Origin of the sequence: Shewanella sp. S23-S33 (genome assembly GCF_043359565.1) — a bacterium.
GTDB lineage: Bacteria > Pseudomonadota > Gammaproteobacteria > Enterobacterales > Shewanellaceae > Shewanella > Shewanella oncorhynchi.
Genome location: NZ_JBHFFD010000061.1, coordinates 26,205 through 49,870, shown reverse-complemented (window position 1 = coordinate 49,870; position 23,666 = coordinate 26,205). Strand labels below are relative to the sequence as shown.

At 46.7% G+C, this 23,666-nt stretch carries 19 protein-coding genes; all 19 read right to left on the bottom strand.

Features of this window, described 5'->3' with window-relative positions; all coding sequences use genetic code 11:
- Positions 1-1,218: an ABC transporter permease gene (locus ACHA99_RS16255; RefSeq protein WP_263192968.1), complete on the bottom strand. Its 1,218-nt coding sequence runs from the start codon at positions 1,216-1,218 to the stop codon at positions 1-3.
- 80 nt (positions 1,219-1,298) lie between these two features.
- Positions 1,299-2,273: an HlyD family secretion protein gene (locus ACHA99_RS16250; RefSeq protein WP_168825663.1), complete on the bottom strand. Its 975-nt coding sequence runs from the start codon at positions 2,271-2,273 to the stop codon at positions 1,299-1,301.
- Positions 2,263-3,645 (bottom strand): TolC family protein, encoded by a 1,383-nt coding sequence (locus tag ACHA99_RS16245; protein WP_393943842.1) that lies wholly within the window; start codon positions 3,643-3,645, stop codon positions 2,263-2,265. The genes ACHA99_RS16250 and ACHA99_RS16245 overlap by 11 nt, the downstream gene beginning before the upstream one ends.
- 94 nt (positions 3,646-3,739) lie before the next feature.
- Positions 3,740-5,188 (bottom strand): metalloprotease TldD, encoded by a 1,449-nt coding sequence (tldD, locus tag ACHA99_RS16240; RefSeq protein WP_131523440.1) that lies wholly within the window; start codon positions 5,186-5,188, stop codon positions 3,740-3,742.
- A 154-nt stretch (positions 5,189-5,342) separates the two neighbouring features.
- Positions 5,343-6,173 carry a carbon-nitrogen hydrolase family protein gene (locus ACHA99_RS16235; RefSeq protein WP_393943839.1) on the bottom strand — a complete coding sequence of 277 codons (831 nt, stop codon included), beginning with the start codon at positions 6,171-6,173 and terminating at the stop codon, positions 5,343-5,345.
- The gene (locus ACHA99_RS16230) at positions 6,097-10,413 is read right to left on the bottom strand and encodes a YhdP family protein (protein ID WP_393943838.1); all 4,317 of its coding nucleotides are present in this window, start codon (positions 10,411-10,413) and stop codon (positions 6,097-6,099) included. The genes ACHA99_RS16235 and ACHA99_RS16230 overlap by 77 nt, the downstream gene beginning before the upstream one ends.
- Positions 10,413-11,879: a ribonuclease G gene (rng, locus tag ACHA99_RS16225; RefSeq protein WP_168825804.1), complete on the bottom strand. Its 1,467-nt coding sequence runs from the start codon at positions 11,877-11,879 to the stop codon at positions 10,413-10,415. The genes ACHA99_RS16230 and rng overlap by 1 nt, the downstream gene beginning before the upstream one ends.
- A 218-nt stretch (positions 11,880-12,097) precedes the next feature.
- Positions 12,098-12,703: a nucleoside triphosphate pyrophosphatase gene (locus ACHA99_RS16220; protein ID WP_263148060.1), complete on the bottom strand. Its 606-nt coding sequence runs from the start codon at positions 12,701-12,703 to the stop codon at positions 12,098-12,100.
- Positions 12,704-12,705: 2 nt separating this feature from the next.
- Positions 12,706-13,194, bottom strand: a complete 489-nt coding sequence (mreD, locus tag ACHA99_RS16215) for a rod shape-determining protein MreD (RefSeq protein WP_105251286.1) — start codon at positions 13,192-13,194, stop codon at positions 12,706-12,708.
- Positions 13,194-14,198: a rod shape-determining protein MreC gene (gene mreC, locus ACHA99_RS16210; RefSeq protein WP_263148058.1), complete on the bottom strand. Its 1,005-nt coding sequence runs from the start codon at positions 14,196-14,198 to the stop codon at positions 13,194-13,196. Before mreC ends, mreD begins: the two co-directional genes overlap by 1 nt.
- A 44-nt stretch (positions 14,199-14,242) precedes the next feature.
- Positions 14,243-15,292: a rod shape-determining protein gene (locus ACHA99_RS16205; RefSeq protein WP_105251284.1), complete on the bottom strand. Its 1,050-nt coding sequence runs from the start codon at positions 15,290-15,292 to the stop codon at positions 14,243-14,245.
- Positions 15,293-15,632: 340 nt separating this feature from the next.
- Positions 15,633-19,406, bottom strand: a complete 3,774-nt coding sequence (locus ACHA99_RS16200; protein ID WP_393943835.1) for a DUF6701 domain-containing protein — start codon at positions 19,404-19,406, stop codon at positions 15,633-15,635.
- Positions 19,396-19,887 carry an MSHA biogenesis protein MshP gene (locus ACHA99_RS16195; protein ID WP_338257062.1) on the bottom strand — a complete coding sequence of 164 codons (492 nt, stop codon included), beginning with the start codon at positions 19,885-19,887 and terminating at the stop codon, positions 19,396-19,398. The genes ACHA99_RS16200 and ACHA99_RS16195 overlap by 11 nt, the downstream gene beginning before the upstream one ends.
- On the bottom strand, positions 19,877-20,749 hold the full coding sequence (locus tag ACHA99_RS16190; RefSeq protein WP_393943833.1) for a PilW family protein: 873 nt from the start codon (positions 20,747-20,749) through the stop codon (positions 19,877-19,879). Before ACHA99_RS16190 ends, ACHA99_RS16195 begins: the two co-directional genes overlap by 11 nt.
- Positions 20,749-21,279 carry an MSHA biogenesis protein MshD gene (locus ACHA99_RS16185; RefSeq protein ID WP_393943831.1) on the bottom strand — a complete coding sequence of 177 codons (531 nt, stop codon included), beginning with the start codon at positions 21,277-21,279 and terminating at the stop codon, positions 20,749-20,751. Before ACHA99_RS16185 ends, ACHA99_RS16190 begins: the two co-directional genes overlap by 1 nt.
- A complete protein-coding gene (locus tag ACHA99_RS16180; protein WP_263148081.1) occupies positions 21,269-21,757 on the bottom strand; it encodes a type II secretion system protein in 489 nt (162 codons plus the stop codon). Before ACHA99_RS16180 ends, ACHA99_RS16185 begins: the two co-directional genes overlap by 11 nt.
- 171 nt (positions 21,758-21,928) lie before the next feature.
- Positions 21,929-22,447, bottom strand: coding sequence for a Tfp pilus assembly protein FimT/FimU (locus tag ACHA99_RS16175; protein ID WP_113940082.1), 519 nt, complete (start codon positions 22,445-22,447; stop codon positions 21,929-21,931).
- Positions 22,448-22,461: 14 nt separating this feature from the next.
- The gene (locus ACHA99_RS16170) at positions 22,462-22,968 is read right to left on the bottom strand and encodes a type II secretion system protein (protein WP_113940083.1); all 507 of its coding nucleotides are present in this window, start codon (positions 22,966-22,968) and stop codon (positions 22,462-22,464) included.
- A 64-nt stretch (positions 22,969-23,032) separates the two neighbouring features.
- A complete protein-coding gene (locus ACHA99_RS16165; RefSeq protein ID WP_105251278.1) occupies positions 23,033-23,650 on the bottom strand; it encodes a prepilin-type N-terminal cleavage/methylation domain-containing protein in 618 nt (205 codons plus the stop codon).
- Between the last annotated feature and the right edge of the window lie 16 nt (positions 23,651-23,666).

Below are 23,666 nucleotides of genomic sequence, written 5' to 3'. Positions count from 1 at the left end.
CTATTGCCCCTTCGCAGATATAGCTGCGTCCGAGTCATAAACCGTCACTGAAGCATTGGTGTTAACTGTGGTAGACAGTAATTTACGCGACAGGAAATATATCAAAGGGATCAGACAGATAAAGCCCCAATAACTGGTGATTTGGCTCGCCACACTTGGCCAAGTAGCGCCATAACTCACGATACTAACATGGGACTCAATATAATGGCTCGATGGCATGATAAGTCGCCACCACTGGGCTAATTGCGGCATTTCGTGAGTCGGGAAAGTAATGCCCATAAAGGCAAACGCTGGCGCAAATAAAGCGGTACAAAAGCTGATGACCCGCGCACTGTCACGCATCACTACAAATATTAATAACACTAAGCTCCAGACTGCCAATAACATGACTAATTGCGCGAGCAATAATAGGGCTAAACTCCCCGCCATCGGCAGAGCAAGATACAAATACAGCCAAGCTAAAATAAAGCCGCCCTGCAGCATCAATATCGGCGTAAACAGCACCATTTTCGCCCACACCTTAGGCCAAAAATGTTCAGTTAAGAGATTCGACATGCCATCGGCATGAGTGGTAGGCGCTAAATGCAGCTCTCGATTTAAACTGTTTGCCATCACTAACATAGATAACAACTGCCACAGCGCAATCAGCACTGGCGGTACTAAGAAACCTATGTAGTTGTTATTTCGGTTAAACAGGGCTGTTGTTTGGCTTTTGACTGGGCTTAAATTCACTGCGACTTGGGATTTCGGTGTACCATTTGCGAGCTGCTTTAAACCCGCCACTTGCTGTAATCCGGCGCCTAAACTCAACTGAATTTGGCTTGAGAGTAACTTACCCACCAGCAAAAATTGACTGTTGTAGCGCACATCAATTGTAGGCTTATGGCCTGTGAGTAAATCCTTTTTCATATCATAGGGAAAAACCACAATAGCGTAGACTTTCGCCTGTTGCATCGCGCTTATCGCCGAGGATAAGTCGGTAAAACTTTGCGGATCGGTAACTGGATTTGCCTTAAGCTGACGAGCCAACATGCGGCTCAATTGACTATGATCTTGGTCGACAATCGCCACGGGCAGTTGCCTTGGCAGACCTGCACTGAACAACCACCATAAGCATAAAATCCCCAGTAGTGGAATATAACTTATCAGCGCTAACTGCCAAGGGTCATGCCATAGGGCACGCAGCTCACGGCGAACTAACGCTGTGAGCAACGCCATAAAGCTTATGCTCGATGGCTGTGATTCGCCCTTAATCTTGTCCGCCGCGTTGGCGTGAGGCGTACGTTCAGTCACGACTTTTACTCACTGCGCAGCAGCACAGACATGCCGACACGCAGATCGGTAATCGGCTGGTTTGGACGCAATTCCACTTCAAAGGTTCGCATATCAAAATCATGGCCACTTTCAGTCGAACGCCAAGTGGCAAACTCACCCATCACACTGATATGGGACACAGTAAAATCCACATCCTGCCCGAGTGCCGGAATCGTTAATTGAATTTTTTGACCTTTTTTGAAACGTTTAAGTTGGTCTTCTCGCACTTGGAACACGGCCCAAGCATCCTGCATATCAATCAAACTGACAATCGGAAAACCACTGGGTGCCAATTCACCCGCCTGTAACAGCACGTCGCTGATCTCACCCGATTTAGGTGCGCGCATTTGGCTATCTTCCATAATGGCGCTAACTTCTTTCACTGCACCTTCAGCCTTACGGGCATTACCTGCAGCAGCCACTTTGGTTTCCGTCCGCGCGCCTTCTTCTGCCATTTGATACATGGCTAAGGCAGCTTGTTCTGTGTATTTTGCCGCTTGCCATTGGGTAAAGGCTTCATCGCGTTTTTGTCTTGCCGCCACACCTTCGTTAAATAAGTTTTCGACTCGGGTATAGGTGGTTTTAGCGAGCGTTGCCGCCGCCTGCGCCTTGAGCCATTGCTCCTTGGCTGCCATCACTTCTTGACTGCGAGCACCGTTGTTGGCTTCTAGCTGCATCGCCTTAGCGGCATCACGGCCACCTTCGGCCTGCATTAACTTTGCATCTAGCTCAGGACTGCGGATCGCGAATAATAAATCCCCTTGGGCCACACTATCACCGCGGCGCACGAGCACTTGCTCGACTCTGCCTGGCACCTTGGACGAAACATTGTACTCACGGGCTTCAATCTGGCCCTGCAACAAACTCGGCTGCGGGCTATAAGCGAGCTTGAGTCCATAGGCTAAGATAAGGCCTAATGCGACCAACGCCACAAGGGCAAGTATTCTGTTAGCGCGCATTGTTTGTCTCCTGCACTTGGGTAGGGGCTGTGGTACGACCGATAAATTCATCTAGTTGACCACTAATGGCCATTAATCTGGCATAGGCTTGCACATAACGATAACGGGCAGCCAATTGCTGAGTTTTCACTGCGCTCAGTTTCAGCTCCGCATCGACTCTGTCGATAGAGGTTGAAAGCCCTTGATTAAAGGCGACTTCCCTAAGACGCAGGTTTTCAATAGCAAGTTCGAGCGAAGTATCGAGCGCCGTCACTTCTTCCTCGGCCTGTAATAATTGGCGGTAGCTTTGATCCACCAGCAGGCTCAAGTCTTGTTTAGTTTGTGCCTTGGTATAACGAGCTTGTAAGAGTGCACTTTTCGCCGCTTCGACCTTACCGCTACGACCATCGCGACTGATCAGTGGCACATTGACCCCAACCCCAACCATCCAGTCAGGTGTGATGCTCGTCAAGAGTGTGTCTTCTTCATACAAGGTGTAGTTACCGAAGAGGAAAACCGTTGGATGGTATTTACCTTTTTCCAACGCTATTAAACCGTTCGCTTGCGTTTCTTTCGCTTCGAGCAATTTGAGCGCCGGATGTTGGCTCAGGGTAATTTGGCTGAGTTGAGCGAATGAAGGAGCCTGTGGCAGTACAAATAAGGGAGAATTTGTGCTCACCTGACTTTGCTGTAGCATACGTGCCAGCGCGATCACTGCCATTTCGTGTTGCCGACGAGCACTGCCTAAATTGACTTTAGCATTGTCTAGGGCGACCTGCGCATTGAGGCGCTCGACCTTAGCAATTTGCCCTTCGCGCTCTAGTGCTAAAGCATGATCAACATGCTTAGCTAACGAGCCAACCAGATCAGTCTGAGTATTCACCAATGCCAACGTTACATCGACAGCGTAATATCTATCCACCAGCAGGGTAAATAAATCACGCGTTGCCAATTGTAATTCTTGTTGCTTCTCGGCCACCATAGCCGCGTGTATACCTTGAGCCGCAGTGATCTGTCCGCCCGTATAAATCGGCCACATTGCCTGTAAGCTGGCGCTAAAAATATCTTGCTCACTTAAGGGCAGCGGCGGAATACCCGCAATAATGCCGCCAAGCGATGGCGGGATAGAAACCACAGAATTTAATTCTTTCAGATCAAACTCAATCGGTTTATCCAAATGAATATAGTTACCGCGAATGTCTAATGAGGGCAAATTTAAGCTCTCGCCCGCCTCTTGTTCACCCTTAGCGCGGTTAACTTCCTGCGATTGCGCTTGCAACTTGTCGCTCACCTTCAGCACTTGCTGCCAAGCATCAGTAAAGCTAATCGGCTGGGCATAGCCAGCCGAAGGCAATGATAATAGGCACAGCCATACCACACGTGATAGTTTCATTAACACCTCTAGAGTAGTTACTCTAATTTCCTTTGAGAATGATAACATTCATGGTGGGCAGCGACTAGAACCCATAAGCGTAAGGTTCTAGGTTTTATGCTGTTCCGCCCACGGTAAGCTTATCGAGTTTTAGGGTCGGTTGACCCACACCCACAGGCACACTTTGACCATCTTTACCACAAACGCCCACACCTTGATCTAAAGCCATATCGTTACCGACCATAGAAATCTGGCTCATAGCCTCAGGGCCATTACCGATTAAAGTAGCCCCTTTAATGGCTTGAGTAACTTCACCATTTTCAATCAAATAGGCTTCGGATGCTGAGAACACAAACTTACCCGAAGTGATATCGACTTGACCACCGCCAAAGTTAGGGGCGTAAATGCCCTTCTTCACTGACTTAATAATCTCACTGGGATCTGACTCACCGGCCGTCATATAAGTATTGGTCATACGTGGCATAGGCAAATGCGCGTAGGATTCACGGCGGCCGTTACCCGTTGGCGCAACACCCATTAAGCGAGCATTGAGTTTGTCTTGGATGTAACCCTTTAAAATACCGTCTTCAATCAATACGGTTCTTTGGGTTTGTACACCTTCATCGTCGATACTCAGTGAACCACGACGATTAGGCAAGGTGCCATCGTCGACCACAGTCACTAACTTAGACGCAACCTGCTGGCCGACTTTGCCGCTAAAGGCACTGCTGCCCTTACGGTTAAAGTCGCCTTCTAAACCATGTCCAACCGCTTCATGCAGCAATACGCCGGGCCAACCATTACCTAACACCACTGGCATTTCACCCGCTGGCGCATCGATGGCATTTAGATTGACCTGCGCTTGACGCACGGCTTCGCGGGCAAAGGCGAAACACATAGGTAAACCTGTGTCATCGCTTGCCATTAAAACACCGTAGTCATGACGACCACCACCACCAGCGCCGCCACGTTCACGTTTACCGTTTTCTTCCAAAATCACGCTACAGTTAAAACGCACCAGAGGACGGATATCGGCCGCCAGAGTGCCATCACTCGCAGCAACGAGGATTTCTTCGTGCACACCAGCAAGGCTAACCACCACTTGAATAATCCGGCTATCTAGACTGCGAATAAAAGCATCGGCTTCTTTCAGCAGGTTGATTTTTTTGACTTCTTCCATCGCCGCAATCGGATCTAAGCTGTCGTATAACGCCAATGCTTTTTGACGTTTAAAGGCTTGTACCTTAGTCAGATCACCCGCACTAGCAATGCCACGGGCAGCCTGTACTGCAGCGCTTAAAGCAGCAGGAGTGATGTCGTCAGCATAGGCAAAACCCGTTTTCTCACCGCTGATGGCCCGCACGCCCACACCGCGTTCAATATGGAAACTACCGTCTTTGATGATGCCGTCTTCCAGCACCCAAGATTCGTGGCGACTACCTTGAAAATAGAGATCGGAATAATCGATTTTGTGCTGATGTATGGTGTTTAGATAGGTTTGCAGGCCATCTAACGCTAACCCATTCTTCAATAAACTTTGCTCTACTTGTGCTAAAAATGGCATCTATGCTCTCTTTGACCCCAAGGGATCTTGATATTCTGAGTGTAAATTCGGTGTACTAATTCTATGTGTTAATGCTGCGTATCGACTCAAGCGCAAATTCAGCATTTCAACTCGTCTGCTGGCTACTGGCTACTGGCTACTGGCTACTGGCACATTATTTCAAGCTTGGTTCAAGGAAACGATTATGCTGCATGACGGGCATTTTACTGCGAATACTGTGCAGTTCGGTTAAGTCGACCTCAGCCTGTACCCAACCTGTACCGGTTTTGAGTTCAGCCAAAATATTCCCCCAAGGACCGACTATCATGCTCTGCCCCCAGGTTTCACGACTGCCTTCGTTATGCTGTCCCCACTGAGCTGCTGCAAGAATAATGCATTGGGTTTCAATCGCTCTTGCCTGTAACAATACCTGCCAATGGGCTTCCCCCGTCACCTTGGTGAAGGCAGAAGGGACTGTAATAATCTCAGCCCCCGCAAGGCGCATCGCCCTAAACAAGTCGGGAAAGCGTAAATCATAACAGATGGTTAAGCCAATTTTGCCAAAAGGTGTATCGATAACGCTAATGTGATCACCGGGGCAGAAGGTTTCGCTCTCGCGATATTGTTTTGTACCATCGGCAACATCCACATCAAAAAGGTGCAGTTTATCGTAATGCCCTAAAGTATCACCTTTATCATCAAACAGATAACTGCGACTATAGACACGACCATCCTCAGCCAACGCCGGAATAGTCCCCGCAACCATAAACACCCGATATTTGGCGGCCAGTGCACTTAAAGCCGATTTGAGCGGACTCTGATGGACATCGCCCGCATAGGCAAGTTGCTGACTTTCATGGCCACCAAACAGTAAACTGCATTCGGGTAATACCACTAAATGAGGCGCATCGGCATCCCGTTTGAGTTCGTTAAGCTGCGATTCGATAAACTGCAGATTGGCGCTGACGTCGCGACAGCTCTGACATTGCAACAGGCTGATGTGCATTCTGATCTCCCTGAATTTGCTTAATCGGTTCTACTACTGGCTGATTCTCTGGTGTGGCAGGCGTGTTCGGCGCTTCAGGCGAAGGCGTCGCTTGAGGTTGCTCCCGCTTTAAATCGGGCGCTTTAATTTGATCTGTTGCTGGCATTAGCTCTTCTGACTTTGATTCTTCAGATCTGGCCTCTTTAGGCTTAACGTCTTGTGACTCGATCGCTTCTGGTTGTGTTGCTTGAAGCTGTGGCTCAGATTTAGCGTTGCTTGGTTTGACTTCAGTTGACTGAGCTTCTGTTAATTGAGCCTCGGTCGATTTAGTCTCTACCGGCTGAGTGATATCGGCGTTATGACTCGCGGCTTCGGTCGGCACCGCTGGGTGCTCAACGCCAACCACAGGTAAAATAGATTCTGGAATTTCAATCTCTTTACTCTTACGCTCTAACTCTTCGACCACAGGCTCTGCCATAGTCCCAGTCACCCGAAAACGAATTTCTGAAATCACTTCAATCACAGGCTCAAGCACTTTTGTCAGGGCAAAGGCTCCCAGACCCAGTGTCCAAGCGCTGGTACTGAGCAATACGACAGTCGGCACACTTGAGGCCAATTGCGGCACAAAGCGGATATCGTAATTCAAACTTTCAGTGGTGAGATCCGTATAGCCACGCACCTTCATGTTACCCGCGATGGCATCCATTTCAGTATCTGTGGTTTTCACCACGCCATTATCAATCTGCAGATTGCCATTGAAAGAGTTGAAATACATGCCCTGACCGAAGACATCGGTGAAATCCAGCGACAGTTTACGCACCAAAGAATCTAAACTGAACAGGGAGAAAATCCGTGCGCCCTTGTCACTCACCTGAGATAAGTGGCCTTTGCCTAAGTTGAATTTCACCTTGCCATTTAAGGTTTCGAGGGAGAAGGCATAGGGAGCACCTTGCCAAGATAAGTCCGCATTAACCTTCAAGGGGGCTTCATTAACGCCAGGCTCTATACCCAATTGAGCAGATAGATAACTAAACTGAGTGGCATTTAACTCAACACTGAGATCAGTTTTATTCTGTCCAGCCTGTTGCTGCCAAATGCCACTGCCCTGCAAATTGACATTGGGCGTAGTCAAAGACAATGTTTGAATCTTATATCCTGCCGCTTGTGGGCTCGCCTGCAAAACGAGCTTTCCAAAGGATTTATCGAAGAAACGAAAATCTTCCACATTCACTGCAACTGGCGGCAAGTTAGTGAGCACTTGATCACTGGCAAAATCGGCATCCGTGTTCGGCTTTACCTCAGGTGAAAAATAGAATTTATTCGCCACAACTTTGAGACCTTGAGTTTTCCAATTTGGATAGAAATCGATCCAACCGTCAAATTCGTTGGCAACGGTATTAAAACGCCATCCCGTCTCGTTAGGCTTAGCATTAAGCCTAAGCTCCGTCAGTTGTTGCCCTAAAAGATCGAGCCGACCGATATGAGAATCGATGCTCACCACCGCGGGAAATAAACTTTTATGGGGAATATCATCAACTAAAATGCCCGTTTTCGGTATTTTCTCTTGACCAACAAAGGCATTAATCACAGGTAACCATTCGGCTAATTTGGCCTTACCGAGATCGACTTGAATATGACCTTGTTCCGTATTTCTGGCTTCATCCTCACCAAACAAACGCCCCAATAACAAGTCAAAATAACTAAAATTTGCGCCTTTATCGGCATCGAAACCACCGATAAACTCGGCATGACTGGCAAGTTTGACATCGAGCGTCGCATTATCTTGATCGCCAACAAACTCGGCGACTAAAGGTCGTGGTTCATTTTCGGGTTTAGCAAAGTATCCAGGGAGTAACAGTTGCGTCCCCAGCATATCCGAAGTCACTTTGGCTTGGATTTGATAACCTTGCTCAGTAAATAGCATAGTCATAGCACCGTCCCAACTGATTTTGCCCTGATAAAAATCACTCAAGGGATTGTGCAATTCATCGGGGAGACGACTGAGATCCCAACGACTTTTCAGCGAAAGATTAAGGCCAAAATCTTTACCTTTAGGCTGAGTGTCGAAAGTTAAACTGAGCGGTTGTTCGAACAACCGCGCTTTGATGCCTTTTCCTGTCACAACTTCATTCGCAAAGTCGACAACACCAGTCACGCCATGAAGTTGAAGCCCTGGCTGAGCAATATATACAGGCGTATTATCAAAACGGATTTGACCACGAATATCTTCAGCTTCACCTTCATACAGTGGAATGCTAATGTCTAAAGTGCCAGTAACAGCACCTTGCACTTGCACTACACCTAAGGTTTTGCCTACTGAGCTCGCCAAAGGTGAGGCTTGTAACACCTTTGTCGCCGCACTGCCTTGAGTAGCAAGTTCGGCTTCAATCCTTAGCAGCGTCTGTTCACCAATAGCGGGAATAAATACATGGGCACCGGTGGCATCCACATTCATCAGCTTGCCTTGGTTTAACCAAAGATCCATGCGGGTATTTTCAAACAAAGCGTTAAGGGACAGATCTGTGACTGCAGGCCAGTCGGGTTGAAACTGAAATTTGGCATCTGTTAAGGTAAATGCTGCCTGAAACACGCCGCTATTATCATCGAAGGGAAAACCACTTAACGGACCACGCCAAACAACTTGCGCATCTTGGGTCTGACCCGCTTTAAGCCCAGTATCCAAATACTCGGCCAGTGACTCCCCCATCGCCTTATTGGGGAAATACTTGTCGGCATTAGCCACATTGTTAATACGAACATTGGCCGCCAGCGCCATGTGTGCAGCACCGCTAAAGTCCAAATTCAATGCCGCATCAACGCCGATATCTTCGTTTTCAAGCTGCAACTGAGGCACATTTAAACTCAGATGTTCAGTATCGAATTGACCATCAATTGGCGCACCATTGAACACTAATGGCGCCGAAAATTCATCACCAAAATCAAGGGCGTACACTTGTTCAGGTAGAGAGAAATACAGCGTCTTATCTTGCCAGCGCAGGTTCACATCTACAGGATGAGTATTGGGAATACCGTCGGCTTTCTGCCAATGCAACTGCTTCACTTCGGTACTGGCGAGCAAAGGCTGGTCGGCTTTTTGATACAGGCGGATTGGTCCAATATTCGCCTCGGGAGCTAACGCATGCCATTGACGTAATACGGCTCTATCGACTCCAGGAAATAGCGGCAGCAGCGGCAATAGACTCTGAGTATTAACTTGATTCACATAGGCAAATAATTCATCGTTTTGACGCTTCGCGGCCAGCGTTAATGCCGGCCAATGCTCACCATTGGTGACAAAATCCAGTCCTGAACTTTGCACTTCCCAACCCGTCGCCTTTGGCTGCCAAACAATGTCACCCGCTTGAATTTCAAATCTCTGCGGCTCTTGCTTTAATGTCCATTGCAGCCAGCTCGGCTCAAAATGAACCATAGCAGAACTGATGCTGCGGTCGGCAAACGTAAGCCAAGCCTTAAGATTGACAACCCCTTCTAAGGGTAACTTTTGAGTAGAATCATAGGGATTAGGCTGACGTGAAGCCCATTCACCTAAATCCAAAGAGTTAGCCGCCAAATAAATCTGCCCAGTCAAACTGTCGGGATTTGCACCATCGCCCTTGATATCTAACTGTAATCCGAGAGATTCATGCTCAGAGGCATGACTATCAAGATACAACTCTCCCGCACCGCGGTGACGTTCACCCTGATTGCGCCAGTTCAAATGACGGATATGGATCGGGCGAAACTCTTGGTGCATGCTCAGCAATTGCACTGTGGCATTGGTTAAGGAGAATCTATCGAGTTGTTTGAGTAATAGGGCATAGAGCCAATCGAGTTGCGGGGCTTTATTAATTGTGGCGGGATCGTTCTCGGTAAGTTTATCCATGTCTAAAGCGACATGGACACCCTCAAAAATAACATCTTCGATTCGCGGGGTGAGCGTGAGCAGCGATTGCCAAAAATCTAACTTCACTTGTACGTTCTTGATCATCAAGGTCACAGGCAGTTGTTCCTGTGGCGGGATCACTAAGTCATCGATGTTAATTGCAGGGCCAAATGCTTGCCAATGGGCGGATAACTCCCCCACTTGCACATCGACTTTATATTCGCTTTTTACGTAATTAACCAGTTGCTGGCGAACTTCATCAACCTGCGGTAATAAACCACGGATCAAACTGACGGCAAGCGCAAACAAGACCAAAATAAGCGCCAGAAATTGCCAACAAAAACGGCTAAATTTTTTTGCAGTAAAAAGCGTAGCCACTACATCATCACCACATCGTATTTGTGCTGTGAGTACATAGGCTCATTTTGCAAACGGATGCGCTTACCTATGTAAACCTCAAGTTCAGCAATAAGATGATTATCATCGGTATGCAGACTTTGATACACGGCAGGCGAACAGTACAACAGGAACTCATCAGCATCGTAGGCACGGTTTAAACGGATTATTTCGCGAAAGACCTCATAGGAAACCGTCTCGACTGTCTTCATGCTCCCCGTGCCATGGCAGGCCGGACATTCGCCGCAGACGACATGCTCTAAACTTTCGCGGGTACGCTTACGGGTCATTTCGACTAGACCTAACCCCGAAAAACCACTCACATTGGTTTTCACCCTATCCTTAGATAAAGCGCTGGTTAAGCTGCTAAGAACACGAGCCTTATGATCCGCCGTCATCATGTCGATAAAATCGATAATAATGATGCCGCCGAGATTACGCAGACGTAACTGCCTCGCTATCGCTTGGGTCGCTTCGAGGTTGGTATTAAAAATGGTTTCTTCAAGATTCCTGTGCCCCACAAAGGCACCGGTATTGATATCCACAGTCGTCATGGCTTCGGTTTGATCTATGATCAAATAGCCACCAGACTTGAGCTCGACTTTACGGCCGAGTGCACGTTGAATTTCGTTCTCCACATCGTAGAGATCAAAAATAGGCGCAGGCCCTGAATAGTGCTCAATCTTATCGGCAATCTCTGGCATAAACTCCTGCGCAAAAGACTGCAACTCGGCAAAAGTGCGGCGAGAATCCACTTGAATACGGTCCAGCTCAGTACCGACAAAATCACGCACAATACGCACAGGTAAGGCTAAATCTTGATACAGGAGTGACACACCACTGCGTTTACGTCGCTCACTCACCTTTGACCAAACTCGGCGTAAAAATGCCGCATCTTGGGATAACTCATCTTCCCCTACGCCTTCGGCGGCGGTGCGGATAATAAAACCACCGTCATCATCAACATAGGGCAAAGTAATTTGTTTGAGGCGACTGCGTTCTTCTTCTAGTTCAATACGCTGGGAAACACCAACATGGCTAGAACCTGGCATAAAGACTAAATAACGGGAAGGCAGCGTGATATCGGTCGTTAGGCGTGCGCCCTTAGTGCCCAGCGGATCTTTAACCACTTGCACCATAATGTCTTGCCCTTGACGGACTAACTCGGCGATATCACGAACAACGAAATGACCTTTCTCAACATCGGCGACACACTCAGTGTGCGGTACTATGTCGGACGCATGTAAAAAAGCGGCTTTATCTAAGCCAATATCGACAAAGGCGGCTTGCATACCGGGTAACACACGGCTGATTTTACCTTTGTAAATATTACCCACTAAACCCCGTTTCATCCGGCGTTCAATATGGACCTCTTGCAGCACACCATGCTCAACTAAAGCAACGCGCGCCTCAGATGGAGTTACGTTGATCAGTAATTCTGAACCCATCTTGCGCTGTATTTTATTTGGATTTAAGCGACTGGTATTCACGACTCACCCCATTCGGGAAACTAGATTAATTAATCGAAGTTACAAACTCTCTAAGCATGAAAACCGAATAAAGGAACAAGGTCAACGTCATTGGAGTACTCGATTCAGAGCCCTAAACGCCAATAAGGTTCATTCTAACCTCAAGCCAAAATCGCAATATAAGCAACCAGCAGCAGTTAAATAAAGCCAACTTCGGCTAACAACTCACGCGTTTCAACCAGAGGTAAACCTACAACGCCAGAATAACTGCCTTCAATTGCAGCCACAAAGCAACCGCCGAGCCCTTGAATGCCATAACTGCCCGCCTTATCCATGGGCTCTTTTGAAGCCACATAAGCCTCAATGTCAGTTGTCGATAAAGCGCAAAAACGCACTTGTGTTTCGACTAAGCGCACTGAGGTTTTTAAGGTTGAGTCAGACTCGCCTGCTTTGTAGGTCAGTGCCACAGCCGTCATCACAGTATGCGTTCTGCCAGACAGTTCACTAAGCGTTTGCTTAGCATCGGCCACATCCAGCGGTTTACCTAATATTTGATTTTCAAGCACTACGATAGTATCAGAACCTAATACAGCAGGCTGTGACATATCTGCGCATAATGCCAGTCCAGCTTGGGCTTTTTCAGCGGCTAAACGTCGTACATAATCCCTTGGCGCTTCGCCCTGTTGCACAGTTTCATCAATATCCGGTGCCACTTGCGTGAAACTAAACTCAGGACGACCGAATCCAATCTGTGCCAATAATTCTTTGCGACGTGGCGAAGTTGAAGCTAAAACTAAATCCACAGTTAACGAACCTTATAATGACGTCGAACCCGACGTAAAATCCAAAATATCCAAGGCCAGATCACTAATCCTGAAATCGCAGGTAAAAATAGATCTGTTTTGAAAACAGCCTCTTGCATCACAAATTCCACCCAGTAAATCACTAAGTGATAAATACAAATCAGTAGCATGATCACTAACGACTGCTGCCATTGAGGGAAGTTTCGCAAACGCTGGCAATGCAAGATAGCGATATAAATAACCAAAGACATGGCTAAAGAGCGCACTCCTAAGGTGGCTCCCAATAAAATATCTAATACTAGGCCTAAAACCCATGCGGTTAAGATGTTGTATCTGTGGGGTAATGCGATAGACCAATAGAGAACAATCATTAATAGCCAGTCTGGACGCCAAGCATCAACAGCACTTGGCAAAGGCATGATCTGGCTGATCACGCCGATAAATAATGTCACCCAAACAATAAAGCGCCCATTGGCGGCCTGAAAACTCATTAATGCACCTCAGCCACAGGAGGAGTGGTTTCCGTTGACGGTTTGGTCGCAGGCGCGGTCACAGGTTTAGAAGCCTCTGCTGGCGTGACACTTCCGCCAGCAGGAACAGCGCTATCTGCTTTTGATACATTATCGCTCGATGAATGATCCGCAGCAGGCACGGTAGGCTGACTCGGTAAAGTCACACCAGAATCGGGGGATGGCCAAATCAACAATAAATAACGAATACGATCTAACGCCGCTAAAGGCTGGGCGGTAACTCGAGCGTAACTTTGGCCATCTTCAGTCAACACCTCCATTACCCGCGCGACCGGATAACCTTCCGGGAAACGATTCCCTAAACCTGAGGTGACCAGCAAATCGCCGACACGAATATCGGTACTCTTGGCCACATGGCGCAGCTCTATTTCATCTAACTCACCCGTACCATTGGCAACAAGGCGCACATCATTACGGGTGATACGCACAGGTAATCCGTGTGATACATCGGAGAGCAATAACACCCTACTGGTCATTTCACTGACTTGTACCACTTGGCCAACAACCCCTTGGGCGTCGACCACAGGCTGCCCAACAAATACACCACTGCGTGAACCATGGTTTAACACCGCATAGTGATGGAAAGGATCGCTAGCAACCTCCAATACTTCAGCCACCATTTTGCGCGAGTCGAGGTAGGCTGGTGAGCCCAACAGTGCGCGTAAACGTTCATTTTCTTGGCGTAAGTGTTCGAAACGCTGTAAGCGTTCACTCATCAACAATTGCTGCCTGAGCAGCTCTTTATTCTGCAACGCTAACATATTGCGGGTGGCAAAACTTTCAGACGACCAGTCAAGCGCAACACCGGGCACGCTCGCTAAATACTGCAATGGACTAAAAAAAGAGGATAACGATTGCCGTACAGGATCGAGGCGATGATTAGCCACGAGCAAAGCCACCGACAAAATAATTGCCAGTGTCAGACGGAATTGGTTTGAAATACCACGAACAAAAATTGGCTTCATAGGAAAGCTAAGGCGGTGATTAACCGCCCCATACCGAAGTTAAATTAGGTTTCTTCGGAGAACAGATCGCCGCCGTGCATATCAATCATTTCGAGGGCTTTACCACCGCCACGTGCTACGCAGGTCAATGGATCGTCCGCCACCATTACAGGAATTCCGGTTTCTTGCATTAATAAACGGTCTAAATCACGCAATAAAGCGCCGCCGCCAGTTAACACCATACCGCGCTCAGAAATATCTGAAGCTAATTCTGGTGGAGATTGTTCTAACGCCACCATCACAGCACTTACGATGCCAGATAATGGCTCTTGTAAGGCTTCTAAAATTTCATTGCTGTTCAGTGTAAAGCTACGAGGTACACCTTCTGCCAAATTACGGCCGCGGACTTCGATCTCGAGCACTTCATCGCCAGGATAAGCAGTGCCGATAGTGTGCTTGATACGCTCAGCCGTAGCTTCACCAATCAAGCTCCCGTAATTACGGCGGACGTAGTTGATGATCGCATCATCAAACTTATCACCGCCGATACGTACCGAAGACGAATACACTACACCATTAAGTGAAATAATCGCGACTTCAGTGGTACCACCACCGATATCCACCACCATAGAGCCGGTCGCTTCAGATACGGGTAAACCCGCACCAATCGCAGCTGCCATTGGTTCTTCAATTAAATACACTTCGCGAGCACCAGCGCCCATGGCTGATTCACGAATAGCACGGCGTTCTACTTGAGTAGCACCAACGGGCACACACACAAGCACGCGTGGACTTGGACGAAAAAAACTATTGTTGTGCACTTGTTTAATAAAGTGCTGCAACATTTTCTCCGTCACATAAAAATCTGCAATAACACCGTCCTTCATTGGGCGGATAGCTTGGATATTGCCAGGCGTTCTGCCTAGCATTTGTTTAGCTTCTGTGCCGACCGCGGCAACAGATTTCTGACCGGAGCCACTACGCTCACCACGTATAGCAACAACAGAAGGCTCATTGAGGACTATGCCTTCGCCACGAACATAAATTAATGTGTTAGCTGTACCCAAATCGATCGATAGATCATTAGAAAAAATGCCGCGTAGCTTCTTAAACATGTAACTAGCCTGTATTCTGTGGAGTCAGAAGAAAAGAAAAATCAGCTAACTTTATCAATGCCACCCTGATTCCACAAGACCGAGGAGGTTAACAATCGCTAATGAAGTGATTTTTTTTCAAATCGCCACGTAAAAAACAGTATTTAAGCGGAAAATACTGTTTATTGACGAAAATATCAGCAACAAAAAACGAGTAAACACACAATTCAGCAACAAATATCAAACTAAGGCATTGCATTTAGAATCTGTTACAAGCGTTTTCGTCGACTTCTAATAAGTAAAATGGCAGCCCATTTCAAGGGAAAGCCTGAGTTCAATTTAATGAGAGAAATAACTCAGATTAGTTTACCTCACGCCAATAGATTATTTTGTCATGCCCTCGATAACGACCAAAATACGCACTTGCCCGCGGTTCAGTGACCGCTGTTGGCGATACGCCATTCCAATTCCAGTACCATTCTAGCCATGTCGGCACATCCAAGGGCGCCGTCACTTGGCCGCGGTATGGCAACCCACTTGTTGTAACGGCTTGCCAGAGCAACTCAAATTGGCCAGCTTGGAATGTTGCAGTCCCGCCAGAACGCACAACACTTTGTCCCGCCACTAAGTCGGGATCAAAATTGTAACCAAGAGCGGAATGATCAACCTGCGAACCCAAAGCATACACTGCCGTTGTGCAGTTATCGGCAGTATTTAAGGCCCAGCTGCTGCCATTCCAATATTCGGCTCGAGTCGGCATACGCAGTATTTCTGTCTCAGGACCATAGGTGTTATCCATCACCACACGGCCATGACGAAGGGTTTGAGTGCTGATTTTCTTAGCATTACAGTTAGTGCAAGTGCCTGTAGATGCCGCATCCATGTCTGGTGAGGCCACATAGCTGTAAAGCCCATTCGGCCGAGGATCGTTATCCATCAATTGCACGCCAATATCGAGCAGCTCGAAGGGGCCATCCTGATACAGATTCGTCGCCACATTTGGGGTCACCCGACTAAAGTTAGCTAGGTAAGAAGCATCGACCGTCGCCACGCCTTGATCCCAACTATCAGCCTTTATAAGTAAGGCACTTAAGCGACTCTGTAAATCGACCCCATTGTTGTTGTTTTCTCCCACCAGTTTTGCCGTAGCAAGGGAAAATGGCTGGAAATAGTTTTTCGTTATATCCCCCGCGATATTTAAAGCACTGAGCTCCATCGACATAGGGAACAGCTGATCCATATAGCTAAAGCCGCCACAGGCGGGTATGACCGATACGTTACTGACTAAAAATCTATCGGGCACAAAACGGCCAATATTAGCTGAATATCCAATTGGAATATTTAAGCTGCTTGCCGTCCCTAAATAATTTGGGCTCGCCTGCGCTACAATTTGGAATACTCCAACTTCGCTGATAGTCTGATTACTGATGGTATTGAGATTATTGGCCTGCGCCGAGTGGCTGTAGGATGCCACGCCTAACGCCCCATCAAGTCCGCCGTTGGCAATGCTTGGCGCAACGACTTTACTGGTAAGCTTCATCTGCGCATCACTAAAGTTAGGCGTGGGTAAGTTGCCCGAACAAAAGTCCGGATCGCCATCTTTTTCCCATGCCATCGCTTGCACCGTCATACCAAAGGTTTGACCCGCTTTACGATAAACATTACACGTCATATTCGCGCTTGAGCAGCTAGCATCGGCATCTACAGACTTAACACACAATCCCGCTGGTACGCTGACAAATTGATCACTGCCTATCATGACTAAACCCATGTCTTCCCCGACGCCATCTAGCCTAGCACTGAGTTCCACCTTTCCTGCATCTGGATAATTGACCTCAACTGATGCGACACCGTTAGTAAACTTAACAGGGATAGGGGTTCGGGTAGATTCAGTTTTACCAATAACTGTCGGTGAAGGGGAGCTCGGGTTGCCTTTAATTGTTGTTGCTTGTTGCCAAGCAGCAGGAATAGATGATGGAGTAATGTAACTACTCCAAAAACCCACATTTTTGGTCGCATCACTAAACGCGGGGACGCATTCCAAACTCGAATTGGACTTTCTCACGGCAGAAATATTGATAGAGGTAGGCTTATTGGCCAGCTTATCAGGGACATCAAAAATAAAACCGCTATCAGCAAAAGCCAAAGTACAAGATGCAGTATTTAGCGATCCTGAGCCTTTGCGACAAAGGGTATTACTGCCTGCAACTGTCGATGGAATCGAACTACTTACACCAATAGTAACAGCTGGAGCCGTCACATTATATCGTAAAGCCGCAGTGGCTAAGCCGTTAACAAAGTTCAAACTCGGGGAGTTAACACCTCCTACGTACCAAGCACCATTCGTATTAGGATTGATGGACAGTTGCGCGGTAACAGGGTCGGTAAAGCGTTGACTGCAATCTGCGTTAGCACAGGCTCTGACCGTCATGGTTTCAGCCTTACACGTCAATGGCGATGCTGAGTAATCAAATTCAAAATGATGAACTTGCTGACCAATTGGCCTAGATTGCAAGGCACATACCTTAAAATTATCAATTTCATGATTGTTATTGGCCCCGCCAGTTGATCCCGTAAAAGACAAATAAAAATCTTTTGGAACCGCGCCTTGACCAGAGATAGCCCGCGCATTAAAAGCAGGCACAAGCGCTTGATATCCGTTGCCATTGCGCACATCGCGTTCCACAGAAACCCATGCTTGGCCAGTAATAGTGGAATCCACCTTTATTCGATATTTATGGTTGGGTTGCGCCGTAGAAGTGCCGCGCACATCAATTCTTGGATTTAAATTTGCCGCTGTGCCAGCCAAGTATTTATAATTTGCAGCCTCAGAACCTCGGAGCGTGATGGATTGTGCCCTAAATCCAGGTCCACCCACCTTACCTTCGTTGGGGTTTGAAAAGTTACCATATTCATCTAATCCAACGCCCAACCAACCACCTTTAAACCCTGGAGTGCCATCATCACGTTGTGCGTAGCCCAATGAACCACCAAAACTTCCTGGCTGTGGCGTGACAGATGCATCAGATAAAATCACCGCCACCCCATCGCCTCCAGTGCCGGAAGATGGCGACCACGCATAATAATCAAATTCAACCGTCACTAGGTTATTTTCTGCCGGGAACAATCGCTGGAACGTGCTAGCAGTAGCTTGATTTGCCAATGCGGGAGTTATTCTTAGTCTATTTTGCACTAAACTGGGCGGCGTTGACGACCCAAGAACTTTTGTCGCCCAGTCGCTACTTAATGCACTTTGGGAGAAAGTGTCATTAAAACACTGTAATACCGGTACATAATCATTAATACTGCCACTACTCATAACCAAATAACGGCTGGTGACTCGGCCATTGATAATCGAGTTATTATTTAGACTTAATGTTGCATCGCTATAAACTCGCCCATTGAGTACAGCATCACTATTTAGCTGAATATTGCTATAACCGATAATAAGAGCAGAAGCAGCATTATTTTCATTGAATTTACTGCCATTTAATTCAAACTGTTGCTTTATAAAAATGCGGACATTGCCTTGCAAAATCACCTTAGCATCTTGATTCAAAGTAAAACTATCTACCCAATAGTCCCCTTCAGGTAAAACGAGTGTCGCGCCACCCCCAATAGCGATAGCGTTAAATCGATACTCATTTTGAGTTGCCGATAGAGTCAGAGTACAAGCAGAATAAAGCGAAACATTGCTAAACTGACTTTGCCCATTACCACCAAGCGTTAATTGCTCGCCAGTATTACAAGAACCATAACCGCCACCAGCGCCGCTACTCGATAAAAAAGCGTTGTTCCCAGTTAAATTTAACCCTCGAATATCACTGCCATCAATAGTACATTTTCGCACTCCGCCAGACCCGTTATCACAACTGTTATCAGCAAGCCCGCTGCCATCGTTACTCGAACAATAATCTAATCTAGCACCACCAGTACCATTAATGATGCCATTACCGTTTATCATCAGCTGTGCCGATAATATTTGATGGCATACATTAGAATTATCACCATGGTGTCCTTGAGCAACCTTGGCAAAAATAACAGTCTGGTCAATAGGGTCGAATGCCATCACTGACGAGGGAAAACTCAAGATAAGTGCTGCCAATATGGCACGATAAAAAAGATTAATTCCCACGAGCTTCTACCTCAACTTGTCGGCTAACACGGGTCTCGCCGCTTTCACATACTGCTTTACTGTTGATTCGATATTGGGTGGTGGTACCTACCGTATAGGCTTTGCATGTCAAGGTCACAGTGCAGGCATGGAAACCAGTTACATTAGGTGGATTCCAAGTGCTCGTTGCTGGGCAAATGCCAACTAAACCATTTAATGGGAATAATGTTGCCAATGCGGCATCGGCGCCACTGTTCGCGGCGGCAAAGGCACGAGTCCCCCACACCTCCTGGGTTAATCCAGTATCCCCATCCTGCACAATATTGATCAGGGCTGACGCCAGTAGAAACATCACTGTGATCACAAACACGCCAATAATCAATGCACTGCCGCGTTGACGCGCAGGTAAAGCAGTTCGTTGCAACCTTGCTAGTGATGTTCTGGGTAAGATTCGCATTACCGAGTGATGACCTGTCGATTGACGATATAAATTAAGGGACATTGATCACCTGCACTTGATGTCGATATTGGAACGTCTCACCATTAACATTAAACCGCGGTTGTAAATGCACCATGGCATTATTCACTAGGCTAGATGGCGTTAAAATCAGCGGTAAATCAGCACCATTATTTAAAACATTTGCCACACTTTGCGCCATTAGCACGCCCGTGCCCATAGTGGCAGGCATAGCGGCAGGATTTGGCTGAATGGCATTAAAGCTATAACCAGCATAACGCAATAATTGTAATTCATTGCCGCTTGGCCCCTTTTCAAAGCAATAGCTCACTGGACTCGAACCAAAATAGATCCTTTGTCGTGGTGATGCTTCTGCAAAACGTGTTGGCGCAGTAAAAGTCAGCGTCACTTGATGCTCCAAAGGGGAAGGCGCAGTAGCAATCGTTTTAACCTGTGCCCGCTTTTGTCTCGCGCTGCTATACACATCGGCATCAATCAAGGGATAGATCCAAGCGAATTGATTCACACGAATCGCACTCACCGTATTATCTAGAATAACTATCCCAGTGCTCGCGGCAGCAGCAGGCACAATTGGCATGGTTAGATAAGTCGTGCTGGCTTCGATAGGCACAAATTCAATACATTGATAGGTTAGCGAATCAGTATTAACTCGCAGGCTATTAGGCAAGGCACTACGCAGCTCACGGGTCATTCGCTCAACGGCAAAACGGCTCTGACTGAGTACTTGATCGACCGAACTCGACTCCACAAAAATCCGCGTACCAAAAATAATAAAGCTACTCACCCCGACCACAAGAATCCCCAGAATCAAGATCACTGTGACCATCTCGACTAAAGTAAACCCCCGTGAGGATGCTTGCATACGCTGTGCAGTTAAAGAGCCCATTAGTAATTGCTCCTCACCAGATTGTAAGTGATCACTTCGTTGTCCGGCGTCGTCACATTAATCGTCACTAGCTTAGTATTGGACACTGCGCCATAAGCAACTGTGACGCTTAAGCGATAGTTAGGATAAGCATTTGCATAGGTTTGGGTCGAATTGAGCATAGTCGCGGTTTCATTTAAGCCGTTGTAATCATCCACATCGTTAAAGTTATTGCGACTCTCACCGAACTCAGGGCCTAATGACGTTGAACAATTACTACCGAGCGGACTACCACAGGCGGGCGTGCCGCCATTGGCATTGGTGTTTTGATCGTAACGCTTGCCCCAGATTTCATTCATCACCGAATGTGCAAGCTCAGCACTGCGTACTCTATGTAAGGTACTGGCCGCACGATCAGCTTGGGGGAATAACATGCTGGTTAGCATCACTATTGCAATGCCAATCACTAACATACCAATGACTAATTCGATAAGGGTAAAACCCAACAGGCGGGCTTGAATATGGCCTTTAGAGAGAGCATTACTTCGCATAAATATAGCCCTCGGAGGATATATTAATCATCACAGTGTCATTTGCGGTCACGCGAATACAATCACCATTACAGCTTGGAAAAAGTCGGCCATTGATATCGAAATCAAGGGTAAAGTTGCTGCTGTTAGTGCTCACTAGCACTAATTGAGCACCACCTTGAAAAGCTTGGGTATAAAGCGGGTTTGGCGATAATGCAGTACCAGAACAAACCGCCCCATTTCGGGCAGAGAATTGACTCACTTGATAACCAGTGCCAGAAACAGTTACACGAAAACATCTGTCGGTATTATTGAGCGCTTTTTGCTGTACTTGACGCAGCTCGCTAATGAACTCGTTACGTAAACTATAGGCACTGTAGGAAGACTGAGTAAACAGGCGAGGCAGTACAACCACAGCAAGAATTGAAATCAAGATGATGGTCGTTACTAATTCTACTAAAGTAAATCCGGCCTGTTTTGACATAGAGAATTTAAGCATCACTCGCGTTAATTGCTGATTTCATGTACTAGGTTCAGTTTCTGCCAACGATATGATTAACGCAAATAAATGTCGGAAAACTCTTGGCGGACTCATTTATTTAACATCATGCAAGAACCGTATTTTATCTAAAAAAAAGGCCTGCTAGGCAGGCCTTCTAATTAAGTAAAACTAACATTTATCGGCAGTAGGTAATGCTGTATATATTGGTTGAGTGCCTTTTACTGTCGGAGCAACATAACTGAATTTACAAGTAGCTGGTGCCCCACGCTGATAGAAAGTGACCCCCCCAGCAGGCGTAGTTGCAGTAGTAGTATCTATAATCCACTCGTTTGTTCCAGTAACAGTCGGAGTTGTACCTACATCAAAAGTGATATCTAAAATTGCTTGGATGTCAGCTTGAGTTGCTTTAACGTAACCAAAAACTCCAATAACATCATCAGTACCATCACCGTTTAAGTCAATATTCTTAGTAGTTCCACCATTATTACCCTCCTCTCCTTGAAGAGCTGCTTTTGAATACAACAAAGTGTTACCTCCTTGCAAGGAGGCTTTCAAACCATTTAGAGCAGAAAGACGGGCATCACCTTGCAAATTAATAAACTTAGGCGCGGCGGTAACAGCCAAAATCCCTAAAATAATAATAACAACTACTAATTCAATTAATGTAAAACCACTTTGCTTTTTCATTCTGTAAGACTCCATTAACACGCGGTAGCTACAACTGAATACACAGGTAATGTAGTGCTAGTTGCAGGTGTATATTCTAAACGGCAAGCGTCAGTGTCTTTCTTTCCCTTAGGAACAATAATGAAAGATGTTGCACTCTTATACACGACACCAAAGTCATTCACTGTACCTACAGTATCTGTCGCCAATGCATCAAATTTCATATCCAAGGCATTTTCAAGGTTAGTTTTCACAGCAGCAGAACTCGTAGCACTATTGAGATAACCATAATCAGTCGTGACATCAACACCTGTTGCAATAGTTACAGTCTGACCTGTGGCTTTTTCTTTACCAGCTAGAGCAGCCTTTGAATAAATCAGAGTATTCGCACCTTGTAAGGCGGCTTTAACACCCTCAACTGTCGATTTACGTGCATCAGATTGAAGATTGATAAACTTAGGTGCCGCTGTGACAGCAAGAATACCTAAGATGATGATCACTACTACTAATTCTATTAAGGTAAAACCTTGTTGTCTTTTCATTCTTAATTACCTATTCAATAACTTTACAAAAAAGTTGATTAACTTAAGCATGACGCTTTAGTTTCTATGGTACAAATGGTGTTTGAGTGAAGCTTAATACTCTGCCTGTGCCGGGGTTATACACTATTCCCTTAGCACCTACCGTTGTTAAATCAGGGGCAGGAGTGGGTACACCATTCGTTTGATTTAGCACCAGTGAAGCTACTTGGTGATAAACACATAAATCTAAACCTGCAACGACTGCGCCAGTAATTGAGTTAGCACTGCCGCCTGCGGCGTTAATAACACGAGCGGTATAACGTTGATTACGTGCATCTTGGTTAAATAATACGTTACGTGGAGCACTCTGCAACACAGTGTTAAACACTTCTTGGCAACTGGCATTTGTCATAGCTGTCGCACTGGTTACTGAAGTTCCCGTTGGATAGCCAAAACGTGTATCGACATTTACTGTGTTACCGTCGAGGATAACGCTGCTATTTTGACGCCCATCAACTTCCCACTGAGAACGCACAAAGCTAACTGCAGTCGATAAACCACCCGCAACACCGTCAACACTGGCATCTTCAGCATCATCGGTGACATTTAAGAATCGTGGAATCGCAGTTGCGGCGAGTAAACCCAAAATCACAATCACAATCACAAGTTCGATTAATGAGAACCCTGTTTGCTTAGTTTTCATATATATGTCCCCAGAC

Excerpts from the sequence above, each read along its gene's own strand:
- ACHA99_RS16255 (WP_263192968.1), bottom strand. The coding sequence starts at position 1,218 with ATGGCGTTGCTCACAGCGTTAGTTCGCCGTGAGCTGCGTGCCCTATGG.
- ACHA99_RS16250 (WP_168825663.1), bottom strand. The coding sequence starts at position 2,273 with ATGCGCGCTAACAGAATACTTGCCCTTGTGGCGTTGGTCGCATTAGGC.
- ACHA99_RS16245 (WP_393943842.1), bottom strand. The coding sequence starts at position 3,645 with ATGAAACTATCACGTGTGGTATGGCTGTGCCTATTATCATTGCCTTCG.
- tldD (WP_131523440.1), bottom strand. The coding sequence starts at position 5,188 with ATGCCATTTTTAGCACAAGTAGAGCAAAGTTTATTGAAGAATGGGTTA.
- ACHA99_RS16235 (WP_393943839.1), bottom strand. The coding sequence starts at position 6,173 with ATGCACATCAGCCTGTTGCAATGTCAGAGCTGTCGCGACGTCAGCGCC.
- rng (WP_168825804.1), bottom strand. The coding sequence starts at position 11,879 with ATGGGTTCAGAATTACTGATCAACGTAACTCCATCTGAGGCGCGCGTT.
- mreD (WP_105251286.1), bottom strand. The coding sequence starts at position 13,194 with ATGAGTTTTCAGGCCGCCAATGGGCGCTTTATTGTTTGGGTGACATTA.
- mreC (WP_263148058.1), bottom strand. The coding sequence starts at position 14,198 with ATGAAGCCAATTTTTGTTCGTGGTATTTCAAACCAATTCCGTCTGACA.
- ACHA99_RS16205 (WP_105251284.1), bottom strand. The coding sequence starts at position 15,292 with ATGTTTAAGAAGCTACGCGGCATTTTTTCTAATGATCTATCGATCGAT.
- ACHA99_RS16195 (WP_338257062.1), bottom strand. The coding sequence starts at position 19,887 with ATGTCCCTTAATTTATATCGTCAATCGACAGGTCATCACTCGGTAATG.
- ACHA99_RS16190 (WP_393943833.1), bottom strand. The coding sequence starts at position 20,749 with ATGGGCTCTTTAACTGCACAGCGTATGCAAGCATCCTCACGGGGGTTT.
- ACHA99_RS16185 (WP_393943831.1), bottom strand. The coding sequence starts at position 21,279 with ATGCGAAGTAATGCTCTCTCTAAAGGCCATATTCAAGCCCGCCTGTTG.
- ACHA99_RS16180 (WP_263148081.1), bottom strand. The coding sequence starts at position 21,757 with ATGCTTAAATTCTCTATGTCAAAACAGGCCGGATTTACTTTAGTAGAA.
- ACHA99_RS16175 (WP_113940082.1), bottom strand. The coding sequence starts at position 22,447 with ATGAAAAAGCAAAGTGGTTTTACATTAATTGAATTAGTAGTTGTTATT.
- ACHA99_RS16170 (WP_113940083.1), bottom strand. The coding sequence starts at position 22,968 with ATGAAAAGACAACAAGGTTTTACCTTAATAGAATTAGTAGTAGTGATC.
- ACHA99_RS16165 (WP_105251278.1), bottom strand. The coding sequence starts at position 23,650 with ATGAAAACTAAGCAAACAGGGTTCTCATTAATCGAACTTGTGATTGTG.